This window comes from Paenibacillus sp. FSL H3-0333 (assembly GCF_038002805.1).
Taxonomy (GTDB): Bacteria; Bacillota; Bacilli; order Paenibacillales; family Paenibacillaceae; genus Paenibacillus_AQ; species Paenibacillus_AQ silagei.
Window position 1 is genome coordinate 6,612,324 of the sequence record NZ_JBBODG010000001.1, and the last position, 20,916, is coordinate 6,633,239.

Consider the following 20,916-nt stretch of genomic DNA (forward strand, 5'->3'; position numbering starts at 1 on the left):
CCCGATCATATTTTCACAGCGCTTTTACCCAGTTCAATTCCAATCTGCTCCAGCCATTCATCCGAAAAAATAGTATTGTAGTACCGGTCTCCGCGATCTGGAAGAATCGCAAGCACTTTGTCCCCGCCAGGCAGGCGGCGGGCAAGCTTCAGGGCCGCAAACACCGCTGCACCTGCGGAGCCGCCGACCAGCAGCCCTTCTTCCTTAACCAGCCTGCGGGTGGTGGAGAAGGCCTCTGCATCCGAGACATGCGTAATCTCGTCATACAGCTCTCTTCGCAAATTGCCCGGTACTATAGCTGAACCAATGCCAATCTGATGTCTGACACCCGGCGGCTTCCCGAAGGTAACCGAGCCGGCAGCATCAACAGCCATAATTTTTATGTGCGGGATATGTTCTTTCAGGCCCAGGCTACACCCGGTAATGAGACCGCAGGTGCCTGCCGGTATCACTGCCCACTGAAGCTCATTACCGAACGCCTCATAGATTTCAAGCGCGGTCGTTTGTCTGTGTGCCTCAGGATTACTCGGGTTATTATACTGATTAGGCCAGAATGCTCCCAGTTGCTTGACGAGATCCTGTACCTTGTCCAGGCGGGCTCTAAGATAGTTGCCATACTCATCAGCCTGATCAACCATTACCGTCTCCGCACCATAGGCCTGGATAATACTGAGATTGACCAGACTGATCTTGGGATCGACCACACAGATCAGCTTGTACCCCTTTTGCCGTGCCACAAGCGCCAGCCCGATGGCCAGATTCCCGGAGGAGGATTCAACAATCGTGCCGCCGGGCTTCAGTTGTCCCGCTGCCTCCGCTTGGCTGATAATGTAGAGCGCCGTGCGGTCCTTCATGCTGCCGCCGGGATTAAGCCCCTCCAGCTTGATGAATACCTGCGCCCCATACGGGTCCGGAAGATAATTCAGTTTAACAATAGGCGTGTTCCCAATTAATTGCAGCACATTGTCGTAGATCAAACCTATCACCTCCCAAGGCATATTCTCATAGATTTTTCTATAAAAAGTAAAATAAATACATTTGCATCATACACTTCTATCCTAATAAATGTAAATATATTAAAAATTTTTATCACTTTGATTCAATTTTTCTATAAAAATCCATCACCTTGAATTTCTATTAGTGAACATTTCGCAACGACTTCCCTCTAAAGCGTTTGCCCGGACGGGTTCCCGTGTAATGAATGGGAAGATTTGAACCAGAGGAGGCGACTGACTTGGCGAAGAAGCAGGACAAGCTGTGGCATGCCATGGACAGCCAGCGTACGCTGGAAGCATTGGAGACAAGCAGGGAACAGGGATTGAGCGGCAGCGAGGCAACCGCGCGGCTGAACCGCCATGGAAGGAATGAGCTGCCGGAAGGTAAGAAATCGCCGGCGGCCCTTAAATTTGTGAAGCATTTCAATGATGTGCTGATCTACATTCTGCTGGTTGCCGCCGTTATTATGGCCCTGCTCGGCCATTGGACCGATACCATCGTCATCATTATTGTAGCCATCGTCAACGCGGCCATCGGTTTCGTGCAGGAGCACCGGGCCGAGCAAGCGCTGGAGGGCATCAAGAATATGCTGTCCCCGGAAGCTCAGGTGCTACGGGACAGCAGGCCGGCGGCCATCGAAGCGGCAGAGCTGTTGCCGGGCGATATCGTGCTGCTCAATACGGGCGACCGAATCCCGGCAGATCTCAGGCTGCTCAGCAGCAGTAATCTGAAGGTTGAGGAATCGGCGCTGACCGGCGAATCCACCTCGGTGGAGAAGCAGACGGAAGCGCTGGAGGAGGACGCCCCGCTTGGTGACCGGACCAACATGGTTTTTTCAGGCACAACCGTTGCTTCCGGGACAGGAATTGGAGTAGCGGTGGCAACCGGCGGCAAGACAGAGCTCGGGAAAATTAACCAGTCCATCGCCTCCGTAGAGGAGATCCGCACCCCGCTTTTGCAACAGACCGCCCGTTTCGGCAAAATGGTGTCGGTTGTTATCGTAGCCGTGGCCGCCTTGATGTTCGGATTCGGCTACTGGCTGCGCGACTATGAGACCGGAGAGCTGCTGCTGTCGGTCATCGGACTGGCTGTAGCTGCCATCCCCGAAGGCTTACCGGCCATTCTGTCCATTATATTAGCGATCGGTGTGCAGAATATGGCACGGAGAAAGGCCATCGTCCGCAATCTCCCCTCGGTAGAGACGCTGGGCGCGGTCTCCGTCATCTGCTCCGATAAAACGGGAACGCTGACCAAAAACGAAATGACCGTCACCTCTGTAGTAACGTCCATGCATGAATACGGGGTTACGGGAACCGGATACGCGCCTGAAGGTGAAATTTTACGGGATGAAGACCAGGAGGCCGATCCAGAGCAGGACCGGACGCTGAAGCATCTGCTGATATGCGGGGTGACCTGCAACGATTCTGTGCTGACGGAAGAACAGGGGGAGTGGAAGCTTCAAGGCGATCCTACAGAAGGCTGCCTGCTGACGCTTGCGGGCAAGGCCCAATCTGAAGTTACTGAACTGAAGACGCGCTCCAAGCTCCCGTTCGACTCCGAATACAAATACATGGCGGTCCTGAGCGAATACGAAGGACGTTCAATCATTTATGTCAAAGGTGCGCCGGACCGTCTGTTTGAAATGGCGGACCGGCAGGCGGACGACGAAGCCGAGGCTCCGTTCGATGCTGATTTCTGGAACGGCCAGATGCAAGCCCATGCCCGCAAGGGACAAAGGGTCATCGGACTGGCGATGAAGGAGCTGCCGGAAGGCTCCTCCCCGGAGCAGATAGACCATGATGATCTGAAGGAAGGACTGGTGCTGCTGGGGCTGGCAGGGATCGTCGATCCGCCGCGTGATGAAGTCATGGATGCGATCCGCGAGTGCCAGAACGCCGGGATCGAGGTCAAGATGATTACAGGCGACCACAAAGAGACAGCGATGGCCATCGGTGAACAGCTCGGCATCGGCGATGGCAAGCATTCGATTGAAGGCCGGGAGCTGGACAACCTGTCTGCGGAAGAGCTGAAGGAAGCTGCACAGAAGTATTCCATCTTCGCCCGCACCAGTCCGCAGAACAAGCTCCAGCTGGTCGAAGCGCTTCAGAGCAGCGGCAATATCTGTGCCATGACCGGTGACGGAGTGAATGATGCCCCGGCGCTCAAGCGGGCGGATGTAGGCGTAGCCATGGGCATCAAGGGCACCAAAGTGTCCAAGGACGCCTCGGAAATGGTTCTGGCCGACGATAATTTCAGCACCATTGTTAAGGCCATCAAGGAAGGCCGGCGTGTGTACGACAATCTGAAGAAAACCATTCTGTTCATTCTGCCGACAAACGGTGCAGAAAGCTTCCTGATCATGGCGAGCATCCTGCTGGGCACAATAATTCCGCTGACGCCGATCCAGATTCTATGGGTCAATATGGTCAGCTCGGTCACCGTCTCCCTGGCACTGGCGTTTGAACGGATCGAGCCCGGAGCGATGAAGCGGCCTCCGCGCAATCCGGCGGCCCCCCTGCTCAGCGGCTATTATATCTTCCGCATTCTGTTCGTATCCGTATTGCTCGGCGGGGGAACCCTGGCCATGAACATGTCCATGCTCAGCAATGAATATGAACAGGCTGTCGTCAATACAGTGACCATGCAGACCATCGTCCTGGCGCAAATGTTCCATCTCTTCAACTGCCGCACCGAGCTGGGACCGGCAATCCGCAAGGGATTTTTCGACAATAAAGCGGTCTTCGTCGTATCCGGCCTGCTGGTCGTACTCCAGCTGTCAATCACCTATCTGCCGTTCATGAACCGGGTGTTCGGCACAGTGCCGATCGGCCTGTCCTACTGGTCCTTCCCGCTCCTCATGGGAGCTGCGCTGTTCGTAATTATTGAGCTTGAAAAGGCGGTTACGCGCGGAATTATCCGCCGCCGTCATGAGAGTGTAGCCGCCAGCGGGAATGGTGACCGTTCGGCTGCTGCTTGAGTGGAATAGATAAGAGCTTATCCAGTAAAAACAAACCAATTCCGAGCGATCACAACTCGAATTGGTTTGTTTTAATGTGTAATATTTAATAACGTCTAGTATTTAATATTGATCAGCGTCCCAGAGCTTCTTCATCAGTTCATAGCGTGAGACGACCTTTCATGATTCGCAGCCCTTTCTGTCAGTATACTTAGCAGGCAATCCATTACGCCCGTCAGCTATTGGTACCATTTCGCCAAGGATTGCAACAACACCATCAAGCATTTATGATTAACCTCAGAATGGTTAGTGCCCCGGGAGGTAGTAATATGTCCAAAACAATACTAGTGGTAGACGATGATGAAGAAATCGTGAAGCTCATCAGCAAGACGCTAAGGTATGAGCAATTCGCTGTAATTACGGCAAGCTCCGGGAGAGAAGCCCTATCTGCGGTGGAGGATCACCCTATTGATTTCATTGTACTGGATATCGTCATGCCTGACATGAACGGACTGGATGTCTGCAGAACGATCCGGTCGTCTTATAATGTCCCGATTATGCTGTTAAGCGCACGGGATCAGGACATTGATAAAATTGTCGGTCTGGAAATCGGCGCAGATGATTACATGACCAAGCCGTTCAGTATTCAGGAGCTAGCCTCCAGGATCAAGGCTCATTTCCGCAAAGTGGACAGGCTGCACAAAGAGTGGGGCGAGCTTAGTCCTGCCAAAGACAAGGCCGATGCTCCACTCATTTTGAATGACAAAACGTATGAAGCCTTCCTCTACAGCCGGAAGCTCGACTTATCCGCGAAGGAATTTCAAATTCTGTCTGTCCTGATGCGTCACCCTAACCAGGTACTGAGCCGGGAGCAGATCTATGAGAACGTCTGGGGAGACGAATACGGCGAGATCAACACCGTAACGGTTCATATCAAGAATATCCGCAAGAAGCTGGGTCCTGAGCAACACTTCATCAAAACCATCTGGGGCATAGGCTATAAATACACAGAAAGAGAGCACTAGGATGAAACTAAAAATCAAGCTTCCCCTGTTATTCCTGCTAATGCTGCTGATTCTGATGTTCTCGATTGGTTTGTATTTAAAGTTTATCTTTGCCGTATATTCCCCAATACGTACCACTTTGCTGGACTCACCATATGTAGTATTACTGCTGCCCATCTTCGTCATCGCCGGCTGCATATTTTCCATTCTGATCATCTATATTCACTTCCGCATTGAGCAGCCCATCCGGCGTCTGAATGCCCGGCTGGAGGAAGTCAATGTGGTCCGTCCCCTGCCTCCGCTGGCTTTGAAGCGTAAGGACGAGATTGGAGAGCTATATAACCATTTCAATAAAATGGAGCACAGGCTTCAGCTCGCCCACAGAGAACAGACCGATATGCTTGCCGCCATCGCCCACGATTTGAAGACACCCCTGACCTCGATTAACGGCTTCACTGAACTGCTGGCTACACACCAGAACTTACCCGAAGCTGAAAAGCAGGAATATTATGAATTAATTCAGCGGAAGTCCGCCTATATGGTGGAGCTCCTCAATGATTTCTCCAGCTTCACCAAAGAAAAAATGGAGCTCGAGTCCATGACCGCTACACCAGTAAAAGCGACAGAGTTGTTTGCAGACATTGCTTTTGAATATGAGTATGAGCTGGCGGGACTTGATATTGAACTGGTTTGCCGCCATTCCTTCACGGACAGCATATGGCTGACGGTTAATGAACCGATGCTCCGCCGGGTGTTCGGCAACCTGTTCAGCAATGCCGTTAGATATGGCGGGAAGCCGGATCTGAAGGTGTATATGACCGGATATCTGCGGGAGCATCATGCCTATTTTCAAATAGAAGATAATGGAATTGGCGTACCGGATCAGGACATGTCTTCACTGTTCCTCAAATTCTTCACGGTGGACCCGTCGCGGCAAATCCGGAAGGGCGGACTCGGGCTGGGGCTGGCCAGCTGTAAATCGATTATTGAGCATCACGGGGGCGAGATTACGGCCTCCTCCTCCGAATATGGCGGTCTCGGGATCAGATTCAGCCTGCCTTTATAGTTTTTTATATTCTCTTCAGATTTGTTTATTTTTCCTTTAATGAAGCTTCATGTTTGGATGTGACAATAAGTTGTAGCAGGATACAACAATCACTGGAACCAAGCAGGAGGTCTGAGGAAGAATGAGTATTTTATCCAAGAAAAGAATCGGCAGCACGCCCGCGATACAAATTGACGGAGTGTACAAAAAATTTGGCGACTATTCCGTATTAAACAATCTTTCGCTGGAGGTCAGCCGGGGCGAGATCTTCGGATTCCTGGGACTGAACGGCGCCGGGAAGACAACAACGATCAAGATGCTGCTGGCGATGATCAAGCCTACTTCCGGCAAGCTCTATATGTTAGGTGAAAAGGTCGATGCCGGAAACTCTAAATTATGGAGCAACGTCGGATATTTGGAAGAGGCTACCTTTTATCCAGATCTGACTGTAACAGAGAATCTTGAGATCGCAAGACGCATGCAAGGGGTGCCGGACAAGGATGCCGTATCTCAGGTGATCTACAAGCTGGGGCTGGAGCCGCACAAAAAGAAAAAAGCAAAACATCTCTCCCTCGGGAACAAGCAGCGCCTGGGACTGGCCAAAGCGATGATTCACAATCCGGAAATTCTAATCCTGGACGAGCCGATCAACGGCCTTGATCCAGCAGGCGTAGCCGAGATACGAAATATGTTATATAATCTGGCGCACAATTTCGGCATCACGGTGTTCATATCCAGCCATCTGTTAGAGGAGCTCTCGAAGGTGTCCACACGGATTGGAATTATCCACGGCGGTCAGCTGGTGCAAGAAGTCGCAATGGACAAGCTGGAGCAGTCCTTAGAGAAAAGTCTGGTCGTTAACGGCCGGAACAAGCCTGCCTTAAAGAAGGTGCTGGAAGAGCATGGCTATGCCTTTGTGGATACCTCGGACGGCTATATCAGACTCACCAATGAACATGCGGCAGATCATCCTGAACGGCTGGCCGAACTGCTGGTTCAATCCAATCAGCCGCCCACATCGCTCCGGGTAGTTACAGAGGATCTGGAAGGCTATTTTCTCCGCACTATCGGGGTTAACAGGGGGATTAAATAATGAATATTCTATCGGTGTTACATTGTGAGCTTCGCAAGATTATCCGCTCGAATGTGTTCTGGATCATGTTTCTGGTTCTGGGCTTCGGGCCCATCATGATGGGCGTCGGAAATGCATTATCCAGTGAAGCCGGCGGTGTTACCTGGGAAGCGTATTTAAACGGATTGCTGGAGACGCTAGCCCCGCTGGGACTGATCGGATACACCTTTGTGGCGGCATGGGTATTCGGGCGTGAATTTTCAGATCGGACGATCAAAGATTTACTGGCCAAGCCCATTTCCCGAGCAAAAATTGTATTGTCCAAATTTCTGGTCATTTTAGCATGGTGTTTATTACTTTCCATCTATATGTTCGCAGTAGGTTTTGCCGTAGGAGCCATTCTGGGCGTTGCAGGCGGGTCGGCCGCTTTCATTTGGAGCTTGTTCCTTAAATTTCTGATTACCTCGCTGCTGTTCATTTTGGTGACCGCACCAAGCATTCTTTTGGCTAATGTGACGAGGGGCTACCTTGCACCCCTGGGACTTATCCTGATCATCGTCATTCTATCCAATGTGCTCAGCTCCTTCGGATTCGCGCCTTATTTCCCATGGACGATTCCGTCGGTATTCCAAAGCAGCGGTTCGCTGCAGCTACGCAGTATCATCATCATTGCCTATACCGGGATTGTCGGAATCGCCGGAACCTTCGCCTGGTGGAGATATGCGGAGCAGCCATAACCGGACCTGATCGTCTCAAATCATACGAAGAAAAGAGCTGTTCCCAAAGCCATGAAATGGCTGCTTGGGACAGCTTTTTTATTGCGGAGCAGGATCAACGTAAGCACTTAGATGGACGCTACGCAAACGGACCGTTGTTACAATCGCTGTTGTGTCCAGATTTTTTTCATTTCCCTTAGCGGTGAAAATCCGGACACAAAGGCGACCGCTGCCGCTTTTTCACAATCGTTCCGTCCGCTCCGCTGTTTAAGCGGGAAATAATCACTCATCATCACCTGCAGCGCTCTTCATCGCCTCCTGCTCACGGAAGGCCGAAGGGGTTAGCCCGTACTTTTTCTTGAACAAGGTGGAGAAGTAAGTGATGTTGTAGATCCCGACCGCTTCACTGATCTTAGCCGCCGTGTCAGGAGTTGCAGCAAGCAGCTCCTTCGCTTTGTCCAGCCGGGTGTTGTTCAGGTATTCACTGAAGGATTGCCCGGTCGCTCCTTTGAATAGCTTGCCCAGATAGCTGGGGGACAGTCCGGCGATTTTGGACACCAGATCGAGGGAGATGTTAGGCTCGGCATAATGCTCATGGACATAATTCTGTACTTTTTCAATGAGACTATTATGCTTCTTGGCATTCATCCAGTGATTCTTGTCTTCAATTAACTTGCAGATGGTGGAGCAATAGCGGTTAAACAGGTTACGGATCTCCGTCAGATCCTCAGCACCTTCAATTTCGTTTACCGCCTGCAGGTAGTCATTGAAATTAGAATCCGGCACATGCTGCAAATAATCAAAAGCTTTAAGCAAAGACAACATGAGCTGCGTGCTGAAGGTGATGATCTGATGAACAGATCCGCCGGATATAGTATCGATAAATTCTTCGATGGCGCCAGCGATAGGCTCCTGCTTGCCCTGCTGCACAGCATCAATCAGCTTCTTCTCGCTGGCGGCGGGATAACTTAAGGCCGTTAACACATGGTGCCGTGTCGCTGCCGCGTCCAGAATCGCTTCCTTCCCATAGATTAAGCGGTATTTCACATACTGCTGGGCTGATGTATACGAGGACGGAATATTCCCCTTGCCAAAGGAGATATCTCCTACACCTATCGATACAGTGACCTTGAAGTAACGGCTCAGGAAGCTTTGAATCGTACGCAAGGAAGGCACCAGCTCCTCCGGAAGCTGATTTTTCGTGTATTGAAGGATGGCGGCAGCTTCGTTTCCTCCCATAATAAGAACATCACAGGGGCCGATATGCTCCAGAAGCTCTTTGGCAATATTCCCTAGTGCGAAGCGCAGCAAAGACTGCTGTTTCCCCTCTACCCTCTCCCCTGCAGGCTCAAGCTCATTAATCTTGAACACCAGCACGCCGAAGAACGGTCCCGCAACCTCCTCGCCGATCTCCTTAATCATTTCGCTTGAGACCGAGTCCTCCAGGGAATGACCACGCAGCAAGGCATGAAGATAATGCTCACGGACCGTCCGGGAGGAATGGCTGATGACGAACTGCATCGATTTCTCACGTTCATGATAGGAGTGGAACACCTCGGTCACCATCTTGTATTCATCAATCAGCGCCAGGCCGGATGCGGGTTTGACTGGGCTCGGCATGACCTTCTCCAGCAGCGCCGATAAGGGCTTATTCATGTTCGAGGTTAACAGGATAGAGATCAACAGACCTGCAAGTACAATACCGGCTGTGACCAGCAGCGTAATCCCCCGGAGCTGGTCAATGTCAGTGATGAGCTCAGAATACGGTGAAACGCTTACAAAATACCAGTCCAGTTCCTCTGATTTCACATAAGTGACCAGATTCTTTTCGTTTGCAATCGTTGTGGTGAAGCTGTTCTCCGGTTGGTTCTCTATTAATATGGTCCGTACATACTCCTCCCCGGATAAGTCATCCAGGAACAGATTGGAATCGGTATGAGACAGCACTTTACCTTCATTATTGATCACGAAGACATTATTGGCCGCGTCCGCTTTGCCGATCTTGCGGATCGTCGTCAGAATCGACTGTTCCTCCACATTGATATAGATCAGCGGACTGCCTGTGGTCTGGTATGCGAAATTCGGATACAGCAAGAAGGTCAGGAACTGTAACGGCCTGCCGTTATTCCGGCCCGCAACCTTCAGGCTGCGCGGATTGAACTCCATATATTGCTTCGCACTGAGCGCGGTGAGCGATGCGTCGAACGGAAGCCCGGCTGTATCGATGGTCGTGCCTGTAGAAGGCCGGTGGATTCCGATACTGTGGATATACGGGTTCAGATTGGCAATCTGTTCGATCTGCTGATGAATATGATAATTGCTCACCTTATTCTCCACCGTCTCATCCAGAAAGGACAGGATCTGCGGTTGAATCAGCAGTGTGTTTCCGATCGTCATGACTTGGTTATAGACGACATCCGAAGCGTATGTGATCTGGGATAGCATGGCCCGGGAATTGCGTTCGATCTCCTTGATGGCGCTTCGGGAGAACAGGGAGAAGAGTACACTGGACAGCAGGCTTACGGTTAGAAGCACGAGAAGGAAATATGAAATTGTGAGTTTTTGAAATGCCTTGTATCGAACAAGCCGCTTGATGGTTGCCCGCACGCTGTATTCCTCCCCATGCTGCTCGGTATCATTTCTAAATATAGTACATTTCCGTCTGGAACGGTACTGAATCAGGCGAAAATGAAAGCCATTCCTTTTTTTTGAAAGCCTTATGAGCAAATTTGAAAGCGTTTACCTGGTTTTAAAATAGACTCTTACTGCGGCTATAGCTAAGCTGAAATCAAGGCAACAGTCATCTATAACAAACAAATAGGGGGGAACAGGAATTGAAGAAAAAACGGCGTCCAGGGCTCAGCATACTGTCAGACATCCGCAGGAATGGCACATCCTATTTGTTGGTTTTGCCGGCCATGGCATACACGTTTATTTTCGGCTATATGACCTATCCTTATATGGTTATTGCTTTCCAGCGCTTCAATTATACAAAGGGAATTTTCCATAGCGAATGGGTAGGCTTCAAAAACTTTGAGTTTTTCTTCCGTTCCAATAAAGCGCTTACAGTCACCTTTAATACCATTTACCTTAATTTACTGTTTATTATTTTCGGCACGCTGATGGCGCTTACTATTTCACTGGTGCTGAACGAGCTGCGCAAGAAGCTGTTTGTGAAGATCACCCAGTCGCTGATGTTATTCCCGAATTTCATCTCATGGATCGTCATCAGCTATGTGCTGTATGCGCTGTTCTCCATGGATATGGGCGTGATTAACAGAATGCTGAACCAATTCGGCATGGCCTCCGTGAACTGGTATACCGAAGCCCAGTCCTGGCCGGCGATTCTGACCATTATGCATGTGTGGAAGGGCGCGGGCATGAGCGCGATCATCTATCTGGCGACCATTACCGGCATCGATGAGACGTTGTATGAAGCAGCAGAAATTGACGGGGCGGGCCGCCTGCAGATGTGTTTTCGGATCACACTTCCGCTAATGATGCCAACGGTTATTATTCTGACAATGCTCTCGGTCGGCAAAATTATGTACGGTGATTTCGGGATGATCTACGCGCTCATCGGGGACAACGGCACCCTGTATTCGACCACCGATATTATTGATACGTATGTATTCCGTTCCTTGCGCCAGATCGGCGACCCTTCCGAAGCCATGGCCGTGGGACTGTTCCAGTCCGTTATCGGATTTATCCTTGTCTTTGGTACCAATGCCATTACCCGCAAGTACTTCAAAGATGGCGCTTTATATTAAATCCAGGAAGGAGGAGTATGAATGAAAAGAATTTCAATCAGCAGGACGGTCATGTACACGCTGACTGCGGTTTATTCGACGCTGTGCCTGCTTCCGATGCTGCTCGTACTAATGATCTCCATCACGGATGAGGATGCCATTCTTAAGAACGGCTACAGCCTGTTTCCGGAGAAATTCTCTCTGTATGCCTATAAGCTGATCTTTACAAGCGGCTCCCAGGTCATTCAGAGCTACGGCATTTCGATCTTTGTCACACTCGCCGGCACCACGCTGGCCCTGCTGATTACTTCTATGGCAGGCTATACCCTGGCGAACAAAAATGTGAGGCACCGCAATCTGCTGGCCCTTTACTTTTTTATCACCATGATTTTCTCCGCCGGCATTGTGCCCTGGTATCTGATGAACCGTGCGCTCGGATTAACCGATAATATTCTCGCTCTGATTATTCCGTCACTGCTGTTCAGCCCGTTCAATCTCTTCCTGGTGCGCAATTTCATGAACGGCATTCCTGACTCGCTGCGGGAATCCGCCACCATAGACGGAGCCAGTGATATTGTCATTGCTTTTAAGATTTATCTTCCGTTATGTAAACCGGTATTGGCGACGATTGCCCTCTTCTATGGACTGGATTATTGGAACAACTGGTGGAATGCGATCATGCTGATTGACACGAAAGACCTGTACCCGCTGCAATTCATGCTGCTGCAGATGCAATCGGAGATCAGTATGCTGAACGATATGGCCATGCTGGCGGGAACAAGCGATGTTACGCTTCCCTCGGAGTCGGTCAAGATGGCGACAGCCATCGTAACCATCGGGCCGATTGTTTTCCTCTATCCTTACTTACAGAAGTACTTCGTGAAAGGGCTCGTGATCGGTTCAGTGAAAGGCTGATGTCATCCCTTAGGGGTTAACATATAGAAGACAACATAAGAGGAGGTCCGTATTATTCATGAGAAAATCCTATGCAACCCTGTTAGCTGTGGTGCTTGCCCTGTCCACCCTGGTTGGGTGCGGCAAGGCCGATAATGCCAGCCCTGCCACAAATGGAGCAAGCAATGCTTCATCCCCGAATGCAGAGAATGCCAATGCCTCTGAGGTCGTCAAGATCAAATACGTGGTTCCCGGCACCGAGCCTAAGGATTACCAAAAGGTGTTCGAGAAGGTCAATGAGAAGCTGGCCGCAGACGGTGTCGGTGTTGCCGTAGAGAAAGTCTTTATCCCCTGGGATGCTTGGGACCAGAAGCTGAACCTGATGCTGTCCACCGGTGAAGAGTTCGATCTGTTTCATGTCATGCAGGACCGCACTCCTTTTTCCAACTATTATACCCGGGGTGCACTGGCCGATATCTCAGAGGAAATTGAGAAGTATGGAGCTAACCTGAAAAAGAATATCCCGGAGGACATCTTCAACGGGGCGACCATCGGCGGGAAATATTATATCGTGCCCTCCTATTGGGTTGAAATGGCTAGCGAGGGCCAATTCAATATCCGCCGCGACATTCTCCGCGAGAACCATTTGCAGGAGCCGACAACTCCAGCTGAGCTGATCAGCGCCTGGGAGACGGTGATGAAGAACTGGAAGGGAAAGAACAAGCCTTACTTAGGCACCCGGGCCGATTTTGACCCGATCAATCTGCATACCTCCATCCTGCACCGGACCTATGACACCTTCCCGTTCACGGTTAAGGATAAGTTCTTCTATGTCAACCAGAACGGAGAGGTCAAATCCTGGATTGAAACCGACGAATTCAAGCAGGATGCCGCCTTCATGCACGAGCTGTACAGCAAGGGAATTACGAATCCTGACATCCTGGTTATGAAGCAGGAACAGGTAGATGCCCAGCTCGACAGCGGGGAGTGGTTCGTGCGCCTGGGAACCGGCGGAAGCTTGAACGGACTCCAGAAATACAACCCGGATGCTACAGTGGACGATATCGGCGTAGTGTGGTTTAACCCGGAGAAAGAGTATCTGCGCCCCCTCTCCTTCAAGAACGGAAATGCCGTACCGGCTAACAGCAAACACCCTGAGGCGGCCGTTAAATTTATGGATTGGATGCTGGCCAGCCAGGATAACTACGACCTGGTTCAATATGGCATCGAGGGTGAGCACTACACCAAAGATGGCGACAAAGGCTTAAAGCCGATCAGAGACCCGAACAACAATAATAATCCGCGGTACAGAGGCTCAGATTCGCAGAACGGCAATGTGAACTTTATGCGCTTTGACCCGGAGAGCAGTATTCCTGAGAATAACAAGGTCTTATTTGAGCCTAATCCGAGTGCGGTCAACAGTATTGCAGCCAACTTTATTTTCGACCCGACCAATGTAAGAACCGAATATACCAATATTCTCTCGGAAGCTTCAGCCAGCATTACTCCAATCTATATGGGTGTGCTGGACTATGACAAGGCCTTCACCGAAGCGCTGGATAAGATGAAGAAGGCAGGTCTGGACAAGGTCGTTGCCGAATACCAAAAGCAGTTCAAGGAATATCAAGCTTCTCAGCAATAAAACGAGCTGCAACACCAAAGGAGCGGAGAAATCGTGAGCCTGCATCAGCAAAAACAAGAATTTGAAGCAACCAAAACCATCTATGAGAGCGCAACCCTGGTATTTAAAAACGTGGACGGATTCGATGTCTATAATATTTCAATTCCTTTTGAACGGGATGGTATACGTTACTTGTTCGGCCGGGTAGAACGCCGCGAAGAATGGGCCCGCTCCTGGGTTCGTCTGTTCGAGGAAACAGGCCAGGATGAGTGGACATTGGTGGAGAATAGCATGATCTATACGCTGGAAGACCCGTATATCAGCGAAATAGGTGATGAGCTTGTACTGGGCGGGACCCATGTGCAATATCAGAGCGGCAAATACAGCACGTTTTTCGGTTATTTTTACCGGGGGACGGACCTCCACGATTTGTACTACTTCACTACCGGTCCGAACAAAATGAAGGATATCCGCCTGGTTGCTCTGGCAGACGGCAGAATTGGCGTCTTCTCGCGTCCGCGCAATCATGAAATGAAAGGCCAATACGGCAGCGAGTCCATGATCGGATTCACTGTGATTGACAAGCTGGAGGATTTGACTGCTGAAGTCATTGAGAACGCACCTTACATTGACGGTATCTTCGGAGCAGGCGAATGGGGAGGCGTCAATCAGGCTTACCTGTTGAGCAGCAGCAAAATCGGAATCATCGGCCATATCTGTTATTCGCATAAGGATGAGAATGGGCAGGAAATCAAGGTATATTTGAACATGGCCTTCGTCTTCGATCCCGTGACCCGGGAATCCCATGACCTGCATCTGATCGGAAGCCGCTCCTGCTACCCGCCCGGACCTGCAAAGACACCGTATTTGACGGACTGCGTCTTCTCTTCGGGGATCGTGATGCGGGGCGACGGCAAGGCCGATCTGTACAGCGGCGTTGGCGACTGCCAGGCCGGGCGCATTACGATTGACTATCCGTTCGCATCCTATGGAAGCATTGTCTAAATAGATTGAACTAAAAATTCAAGTTAAAGCAAAAGCAGTTCCACATTCAAGGAGGATATTCAACGATGAATTTTAACAATACACCCATCATAGGAGCATTGGCCTCCAGTCCGCTCATCCGCCGCCATCCGGCCAACCCTGTGCTGGATGCAGCGCGGGTTCCTTACCCCACCGCACTTGTATTCAACGCGGGAGTGGTGAAGTTCGGCGGCCGGTATGTAATGGTATTCCGCAATGACTACGGCTCCCTTGAGCAGCAGACTCTTAAACCGTCTCATACAACGGATCTCGGGATCGCATTCAGTGAAGACGGGATTCACTGGACGGCCGGGCCGAAGCCGGTGTTCAAGCTGAACGACGAAGAGTTTGTGCGCGGATATGATCCACGTCTGTCGGTAATTGATGACCGCTGCTATATGTGCTTCGCTGTAGATACGCGGCATGGCATCCGGGGCGGGATCGCAGTCACGGATGATTTTGAATCCTTTGAAATCTTAAGCTTGTCTACGCCGGACCTGCGGAATATGGTGCTGTTCCCGGAGAAAATCAACGGCAACTACGTGCGGCTGGAACGGCCGTTCACCGTATACAGCCGCGGAGGCAAGGACCGGTTCGACACCTGGATCGCGGAGTCACCGGATCTGATCTACTGGGGACGTTCGGAGCTGTTGCTGGCGGTGGAGCAGGTCCCGTTCGCCAATGACAAGATCGGTCCGGCAGCACCGCCCGTGAAGACAGATAAGGGCTGGCTGACCACCTTCCATGCGGTGGATGTTGATCCCGCCAGAGGGAAGAACGGCTGGGAGCCGTCCTGGAAGAAGCGGTATACGGCAGGTATTATGCTGCTTGACCTGGATAATCCGAAGAAAATTCTCGGGATGAGCGCCTCGCCGCTGCTTGCCCCGGAAGCCCCCTACGAAATGGACGGAGGTTTCCGCAACGACGTCATCTTCCCCGGCGGCATGATCCTGGAGGACGATGGCGAAGTCAAAATCTATTACGGTGCTGCTGACACTGTGGAATGTTTGGCGACCGCGCATGTCGATGATCTGATCAGGGTTTGTTTAGGGCAGTAAGACTGGCATCCTAACTAACAGAAGCGGGTATCATCCTTGAATGAGGATGATACCCGGTTTTTCAAACTATGCTTCAACCGCTTGCGGTAACGTTCTTTCGTACTCCTTATATAACACATAACGCTGGACGCCCCTCGAAGCCTCTACCGCTTCCCTGGCATACTTAATCGCAAGCTCCCTGTTGTCAGCTTTGCGTTCTATTTCTGCGAGCAGAGCTGATCTCATCCATTGCTTCCTAATGGACTCAAGATGTTCCCGCGCCTGTGCACTTTTCCCTTCCTCCAACAGCAGAACCACTTCATAGTACGCCCGGTAATCAGCATGGCGGATATACGGCACGGCTTCCTGAACAGCAGCCATGTCTTTGCGGTACAGTCCGTAACCCGCCTTGAATGTTGCCTGTACTGCTACCCTTTTATGCTTGCTCATCAGCTGCTCCATAACCGTTCCCGCTTCATCCTCAAGCCTGTTCGCAAGAACATACTGAATATAAAGGGCTGGATTACTTTTTTGGCTGCGTAAAAAAGACTCCACGCGGTCCACACGCTTTTCCAAAACTGCCGGGTAATAGAATTGGATTGTAAAAACAATGAGACAAGCCGCCACAGCCCCCATAACGATCAGGATGGGTGAATATTCGTTGAATAATGCGAATAAGACAAACCCGAACAACATGAAATAAACAGCAATGCTCCAGCGAAAGCGTTTCATCATAAATCTCCTTTGAGTGTCATCCTATACAAGCAAAAATTTCATTTAAAATATTGTAGCACATTCCATAATCTATCAGCATAAAAGTAGGCTTATGAAAAAACTAACCAGTATATCTACCATATACATAACACAAAACGTTATATAAAACACCTTTATATTATTTTTCATGCAATTTTTAATAAATAAAGTACTCTCCCTTTGTTAAAATCTCTAAAAATAGTTCAATTTCATATTATTCATTGACTGAATTAATATACAATGTTATATTTCTTAACACAATTAATAATATACATAGAGGAAAGGGAGATTGCCTACATGAGTAAGTTAAAACGTCTGCGTAGAACGAAGAGGCAAGTTATAGCTACTTCCATTGCGTTATCTGTTATTGCTTCAGGAGTCATTCCGTTTCAAACGGCCGATGCTTTAACGAGGGTTACTTCATCTAGTGGCACCGTATGGGAGATTCACGATGCTTTTGCACCCAGCTTGGACACAGGGAGCTTGCGTACCGTCGGTACTACACAAGTACAAGGCTTCGGTAATATTTTTGTTAAAGTATCTTCGCCTTCCGCCTCCCTAATGAATGGACAAATGATGCGCGGGTTCGACCTCAAATACGATGGCGTTAATAGATTCACTTCGTCTCAATCTGTCAATCTGGGAAATGTCACCGTCACCCGTGATGTGTATGTGGACACTATCAATAACCGGACTAGATTCTTTGATACTTTTACCAATAAGAATGATATGGCTGTAAAGGTTGATGTATCCTTCGGCGGCTCCTTAGGCTATGGCACAGCGGCCAATGCTTCAGTGGTCAAGGCAACCTACTCCAATGATCTGGAGGTGACTACAGACGATTCATGGATTGTGGTCGATAGCAGCGCCAGAAACAATAAACCTCTAGGTGTTGCGGTCGGGTCTCCACATCCATTTAATAATGGATTAACCGCTCTAGGGAATCAGCAGCAGAATCCATTCACCACACCTCTGGCCAAGTCCGGTAATGAGGCGAATTTCTATGGCTTCATTAATACCTTGAATCTTGAACCGGGCCAGTCGAAATCCCTGGTGAATTTTGTACAAGTTGGAGAAGCTGGTGAAGCCGGGCTGAACAATCTGGTTGCCACGCTTAATGGACTCCATCAGCAGTTGGATGTATCCGGATTAACCCCTGCACAGATCCGCTCTATCAGCAACTGGGATATCTCAGGCATAGAGGGACTTAATACTGGAGATAACCTGTTCATTCCAGAGGCTCCGGCAGCGCAAAGCTTCATCACTTCCTCCCCTTACGATGTTGTGAATAAATCCATTGCACAGATGCAGCAGGATCTGATTAGCGGTACAACGACTTCTGTACAAATTACTCAAGCGTATCTGGATCGAATCAAGGCATACGATATGGGGCAACTCGGCTTCCATGCCTTCCTGCATGTATCCGAAACGGCGCTGGCTCAGGCCAAAGCGGCTGACGAAGCCCGTGCACAAGGCGCCAAGGGCGATCTGCTGGGAATTCCGATTGCGATCAAAGACATCTATGACACCAAGGACATGCCTACAACAGGCGGCAGTAAAGCACTTGAAGGGTGGCGCCCTGAATCGGATGCCTTCCAGGTGAATAAGCTGCGGGAAGCCGGCGCGGTCATTATTGGTAAAGTGAATACTTCGGAGTTCGCGAACAGCGGAAGCTTCAGTGAAAGCGGCTGGATGCAGACATGGAACGCACTCTATCCTTCCAAAACCTCTTTCGGCTCCAGCGGAGGATCGGCAGTATCGGTTGCAGCTGATTTCGCAGCGGCAGCTATGGGATCGCAGACCGGGGTATCTCTCTATGCACCTACAACAGGTGCCAGTCTAAAAAGCTTCCGTGGTACAGACGGCATGGCGAGTACGACAGGTGTGCTCCCGCTCACTTGGGGACAGGATTATGCGGGACCCATTGCCAAAACCGTAACGGACCTGGCTATTATGCTGAATGCTACAACGGGTACGGACCCGCAGGATATTTTCACCGTAACTGCTGATGCAGATCATAAACGTCCGGAGAACTGGAAGGAGTCGCTGGATACCGGCGCATTGAAAGGAAAGAAAATCGGATACATCCCCGAATCCTTTGTCTCCAGCTACGCAGATGATGATACCGGAGTGGCCGTAAAGAATAAGTTCTCTGAGCTGCAAGCTGCGGGAGCGGAAATGGTTGAAATGTCAAAAATGCCAGCAGCCCCTACCCGTCCTCAAGGCATTAACGGTTCTACGGAAGGCTGGGCGCGCTACATTGAGCTTCATAAGGCCTTCCCTTACGCGGATGGAGCAAGTGTGCTCGCTTCAGATAAGGTGCTTATCTATAATCAGAGAGGATATACTGCACCTACGCGGATGACGGAACAGGCTGTACAAGATTACATCAAGTATAGAACGGACTATAAAGAAGTGATCAAAGGCTGGATGGATGAGAATGGCGTGGATGCTATTGTGTATGCAGGCTTCATCAGTGACGTATATAACAATGACGCATCCGCCTCTCAGTTAAGCTCGGACCGTAACACAGGCGTATTAACGTCTAATGTCGGCCTCCCTACCGTAGTGGTTCCTGTAGGAACGAACGACAGCGGTTATTCGATCTCGATGCAGCTTGTAGGCAGAGCGTGGGACGATGCCAAAGTTCTGGGTATGGGCTATGCGCTTGAGCAGCAAAGTCAAGCCAGACTGCTTACCGCTTTTGCTCCAGCACTCCCATATGTTCCAAACCCTACTACTCCTGATCCAACAGATAATGGACCAAGCAATCCAAGTCCTGGAGGAGGTACCGGAACTCCACCGGTAACAGCAACGCCTACGCCTACACCAACACCGGCTCCTACAGCAACACCAGCACCAGCAGAAACAACAGCACCAACACCTAAGCCGGAAGTGGTCAGCTTCACAGATACACTGAATCATTGGGCAAAGGCTAGCATCGACCTGCTGATTTCCAAAGGATTACTAACAGGTTATGAAGATGGAACCTTCCGTCCGAATGCAGGCTTGACCCGTGCCGAAGCCATTAAGGTCATTACAACGCACATGGGACTTGAAGGACAAGCAAGTACATTCACAGATGTGTCTGGGGCGCATTGGGCGAACAAGTATATCGGCGCAGCTGCCGGTGCCGGCCTGATGAACGGATACAGCGATGGCACCTTCCGCCCGAACGCGAAGATTAGCCGCAGTGAACTAGCAACACTAATCACCAGAGCCTTTAAGCTGACTGGTACCGGAACCACCTCATTCAAGGATGTTAACAAAGAGGCCTGGTACTATAACTCCATTGATGCACTGGCATCGAATAAAATTATTACCGGATACGAGGACAGTACCTTTAAGCCTGCTAAAGACATTACCCGGGCAGAGTTCGCTACTATGGTGGCGAGATTGCTGGAGAGTGGGAAGTAAGGGGAGTAATTATTAAAAGTATAGAATTCACAGGAAAGGCCATCCCGAAAGGGATGGCCTTTAACTTGCTGTAACAAATTCTTGATTTGTACTGCTGCTTGTGGTTAAAGTTTCATTTAGTGAATGCAAAAATAATGAGAATTATAAACATAACAAAAAAAATTATGAATATTATCAAGCTGATTTTTACATGATTATAAATCCTCATCAATTCCGGTTTTCTTTCTATCAACTTTAAGGAGGATAGGGATAGTAATGGGATGCTCAGTAGTGCTATAAAAGCTGGTATTATAGTAATCATGCTTGATGGATCAACATAATTGTACTTTTTCAAAATAGTAACAGTGCCTATTCCCATCATTGCTATCCCAAATAAAATTAATGCAAAACCCATCATTTTATTTAATCTGCTTGCATAATACGATATGGCTAGCAAGCATGTACCACATCCAAAAGTGAATATTAGTACACCATTGTAAGAAAATGAATTAAAAATGTTAACACTTTAATACCTCTAATAATTATATATTTTTTCTTGGTCACTATATCTTTAACCCAATCAGTTACTAACAGAACAAATCAGCCCGTTAGACCCAATAATGTTCAGCTCACTCTAACGGGCCAATCTACTCT

General features: G+C 49.7%; 14 protein-coding genes. 11 read left to right on the plus strand and 3 right to left on the minus strand.

Translation table 11 applies throughout. The features are described from left to right. Positions 1–5: 5 nt before the first annotated feature. Positions 6–977: a 2,3-diaminopropionate biosynthesis protein SbnA gene (gene sbnA, locus MHH78_RS28965; RefSeq protein ID WP_341169694.1), complete on the minus strand. Its 972-nt coding sequence runs from the start codon at positions 975–977 to the stop codon at positions 6–8. Positions 978–1,234: 257 nt separating this feature from the next. On the opposite strand from sbnA, the gene MHH78_RS28970 reads away from it, so the two are divergent. The 5 genes from MHH78_RS28970 to MHH78_RS28990 all read left to right on the plus strand — a co-directional run bounded on the left by MHH78_RS28970 (position 1,235) and on the right by MHH78_RS28990 (position 7,810). Beyond that, complete coding sequence (locus MHH78_RS28970; RefSeq protein ID WP_445668071.1) at positions 1,235–3,973, plus strand: cation-transporting P-type ATPase; 2,739 nt, start codon at positions 1,235–1,237, stop codon at positions 3,971–3,973. Between the two features lie 308 nt (positions 3,974–4,281). Continuing rightward, positions 4,282–4,977: a response regulator transcription factor gene (locus MHH78_RS28975; RefSeq protein WP_076076644.1), complete on the plus strand. Its 696-nt coding sequence runs from the start codon at positions 4,282–4,284 to the stop codon at positions 4,975–4,977. A gap of 1 nt (position 4,978) precedes the next feature. Further along, positions 4,979–6,022: a HAMP domain-containing sensor histidine kinase gene (locus MHH78_RS28980; RefSeq protein WP_341169695.1), complete on the plus strand. Its 1,044-nt coding sequence runs from the start codon at positions 4,979–4,981 to the stop codon at positions 6,020–6,022. Between the two features lie 121 nt (positions 6,023–6,143). After that, the gene (locus tag MHH78_RS28985) at positions 6,144–7,094 is read left to right on the plus strand and encodes an ABC transporter ATP-binding protein (RefSeq protein WP_341169696.1); all 951 of its coding nucleotides are present in this window, start codon (positions 6,144–6,146) and stop codon (positions 7,092–7,094) included. Then, positions 7,094–7,810 (plus strand): ABC transporter permease, encoded by a 717-nt coding sequence (locus tag MHH78_RS28990; RefSeq protein WP_341169697.1) that lies wholly within the window; start codon positions 7,094–7,096, stop codon positions 7,808–7,810. The genes MHH78_RS28985 and MHH78_RS28990 overlap by 1 nt, the downstream gene beginning before the upstream one ends. 261 nt (positions 7,811–8,071) lie before the next feature. On the opposite strand, the gene MHH78_RS28995 is transcribed toward MHH78_RS28990, so the two are convergent. Beyond that, positions 8,072–10,396 carry a helix-turn-helix domain-containing protein gene (locus MHH78_RS28995; RefSeq protein WP_341169698.1) on the minus strand — a complete coding sequence of 775 codons (2,325 nt, stop codon included), beginning with the start codon at positions 10,394–10,396 and terminating at the stop codon, positions 8,072–8,074. A gap of 227 nt (positions 10,397–10,623) precedes the next feature. On the opposite strand from MHH78_RS28995, the gene MHH78_RS29000 reads away from it, so the two are divergent. The 5 genes from MHH78_RS29000 (at position 10,624) to MHH78_RS29020 (ending at position 16,134) form a co-directional block, all read left to right on the plus strand. Further along, complete coding sequence (locus MHH78_RS29000) at positions 10,624–11,559, plus strand: ABC transporter permease (protein WP_341169699.1); 936 nt, start codon at positions 10,624–10,626, stop codon at positions 11,557–11,559. A gap of 21 nt (positions 11,560–11,580) precedes the next feature. Then, positions 11,581–12,453, plus strand: a complete 873-nt coding sequence (locus MHH78_RS29005) for a carbohydrate ABC transporter permease (RefSeq protein ID WP_341169700.1) — start codon at positions 11,581–11,583, stop codon at positions 12,451–12,453. Between the two features lie 58 nt (positions 12,454–12,511). Further along, positions 12,512–14,074 carry an extracellular solute-binding protein gene (locus MHH78_RS29010; protein WP_341169701.1) on the plus strand — a complete coding sequence of 521 codons (1,563 nt, stop codon included), beginning with the start codon at positions 12,512–12,514 and terminating at the stop codon, positions 14,072–14,074. A 33-nt stretch (positions 14,075–14,107) separates the two neighbouring features. Then, a complete protein-coding gene (locus MHH78_RS29015) occupies positions 14,108–15,058 on the plus strand; it encodes an MTP-1 family protein (protein WP_341169702.1) in 951 nt (316 codons plus the stop codon). Positions 15,059–15,123: 65 nt separating this feature from the next. Beyond that, positions 15,124–16,134 carry a glycoside hydrolase family 130 protein gene (locus tag MHH78_RS29020; RefSeq protein WP_341169703.1) on the plus strand — a complete coding sequence of 337 codons (1,011 nt, stop codon included), beginning with the start codon at positions 15,124–15,126 and terminating at the stop codon, positions 16,132–16,134. Positions 16,135–16,200: 66 nt separating this feature from the next. Here the strand turns inward: MHH78_RS29020 and MHH78_RS29025 are convergent, their stop codons facing one another. After that, positions 16,201–16,848, minus strand: coding sequence for a hypothetical protein (locus MHH78_RS29025; RefSeq protein WP_341169704.1), 648 nt, complete (start codon positions 16,846–16,848; stop codon positions 16,201–16,203). 315 nt (positions 16,849–17,163) lie between these two features. On the opposite strand from MHH78_RS29025, the gene MHH78_RS29030 reads away from it, so the two are divergent. Continuing rightward, positions 17,164–20,283 (plus strand): amidase family protein, encoded by a 3,120-nt coding sequence (locus tag MHH78_RS29030; RefSeq protein WP_341169705.1) that lies wholly within the window; start codon positions 17,164–17,166, stop codon positions 20,281–20,283. The last annotated feature ends 633 nt before the right edge of the window (positions 20,284–20,916 follow it).

Bases quoted from the DNA above. Each gene is read 5' to 3' on its own strand.
- MHH78_RS28975 (WP_076076644.1), top strand. From the start codon at position 4,282: ATGTCCAAAACAATACTAGTGGTAGACGATGATGAAGAAATCGTGAAG.
- MHH78_RS28980 (WP_341169695.1), top strand. From the start codon at position 4,979: ATGAAACTAAAAATCAAGCTTCCCCTGTTATTCCTGCTAATGCTGCTG.
- MHH78_RS28985 (WP_341169696.1), top strand. From the start codon at position 6,144: ATGAGTATTTTATCCAAGAAAAGAATCGGCAGCACGCCCGCGATACAA.
- MHH78_RS28990 (WP_341169697.1), top strand. From the start codon at position 7,094: ATGAATATTCTATCGGTGTTACATTGTGAGCTTCGCAAGATTATCCGC.
- MHH78_RS29005 (WP_341169700.1), top strand. From the start codon at position 11,581: ATGAAAAGAATTTCAATCAGCAGGACGGTCATGTACACGCTGACTGCG.
- MHH78_RS29010 (WP_341169701.1), top strand. From the start codon at position 12,512: ATGAGAAAATCCTATGCAACCCTGTTAGCTGTGGTGCTTGCCCTGTCC.
- MHH78_RS29020 (WP_341169703.1), top strand. From the start codon at position 15,124: ATGAATTTTAACAATACACCCATCATAGGAGCATTGGCCTCCAGTCCG.
- MHH78_RS29025 (WP_341169704.1), bottom strand. From the start codon at position 16,848: ATGATGAAACGCTTTCGCTGGAGCATTGCTGTTTATTTCATGTTGTTC.
- MHH78_RS29030 (WP_341169705.1), top strand. From the start codon at position 17,164: ATGAGTAAGTTAAAACGTCTGCGTAGAACGAAGAGGCAAGTTATAGCT.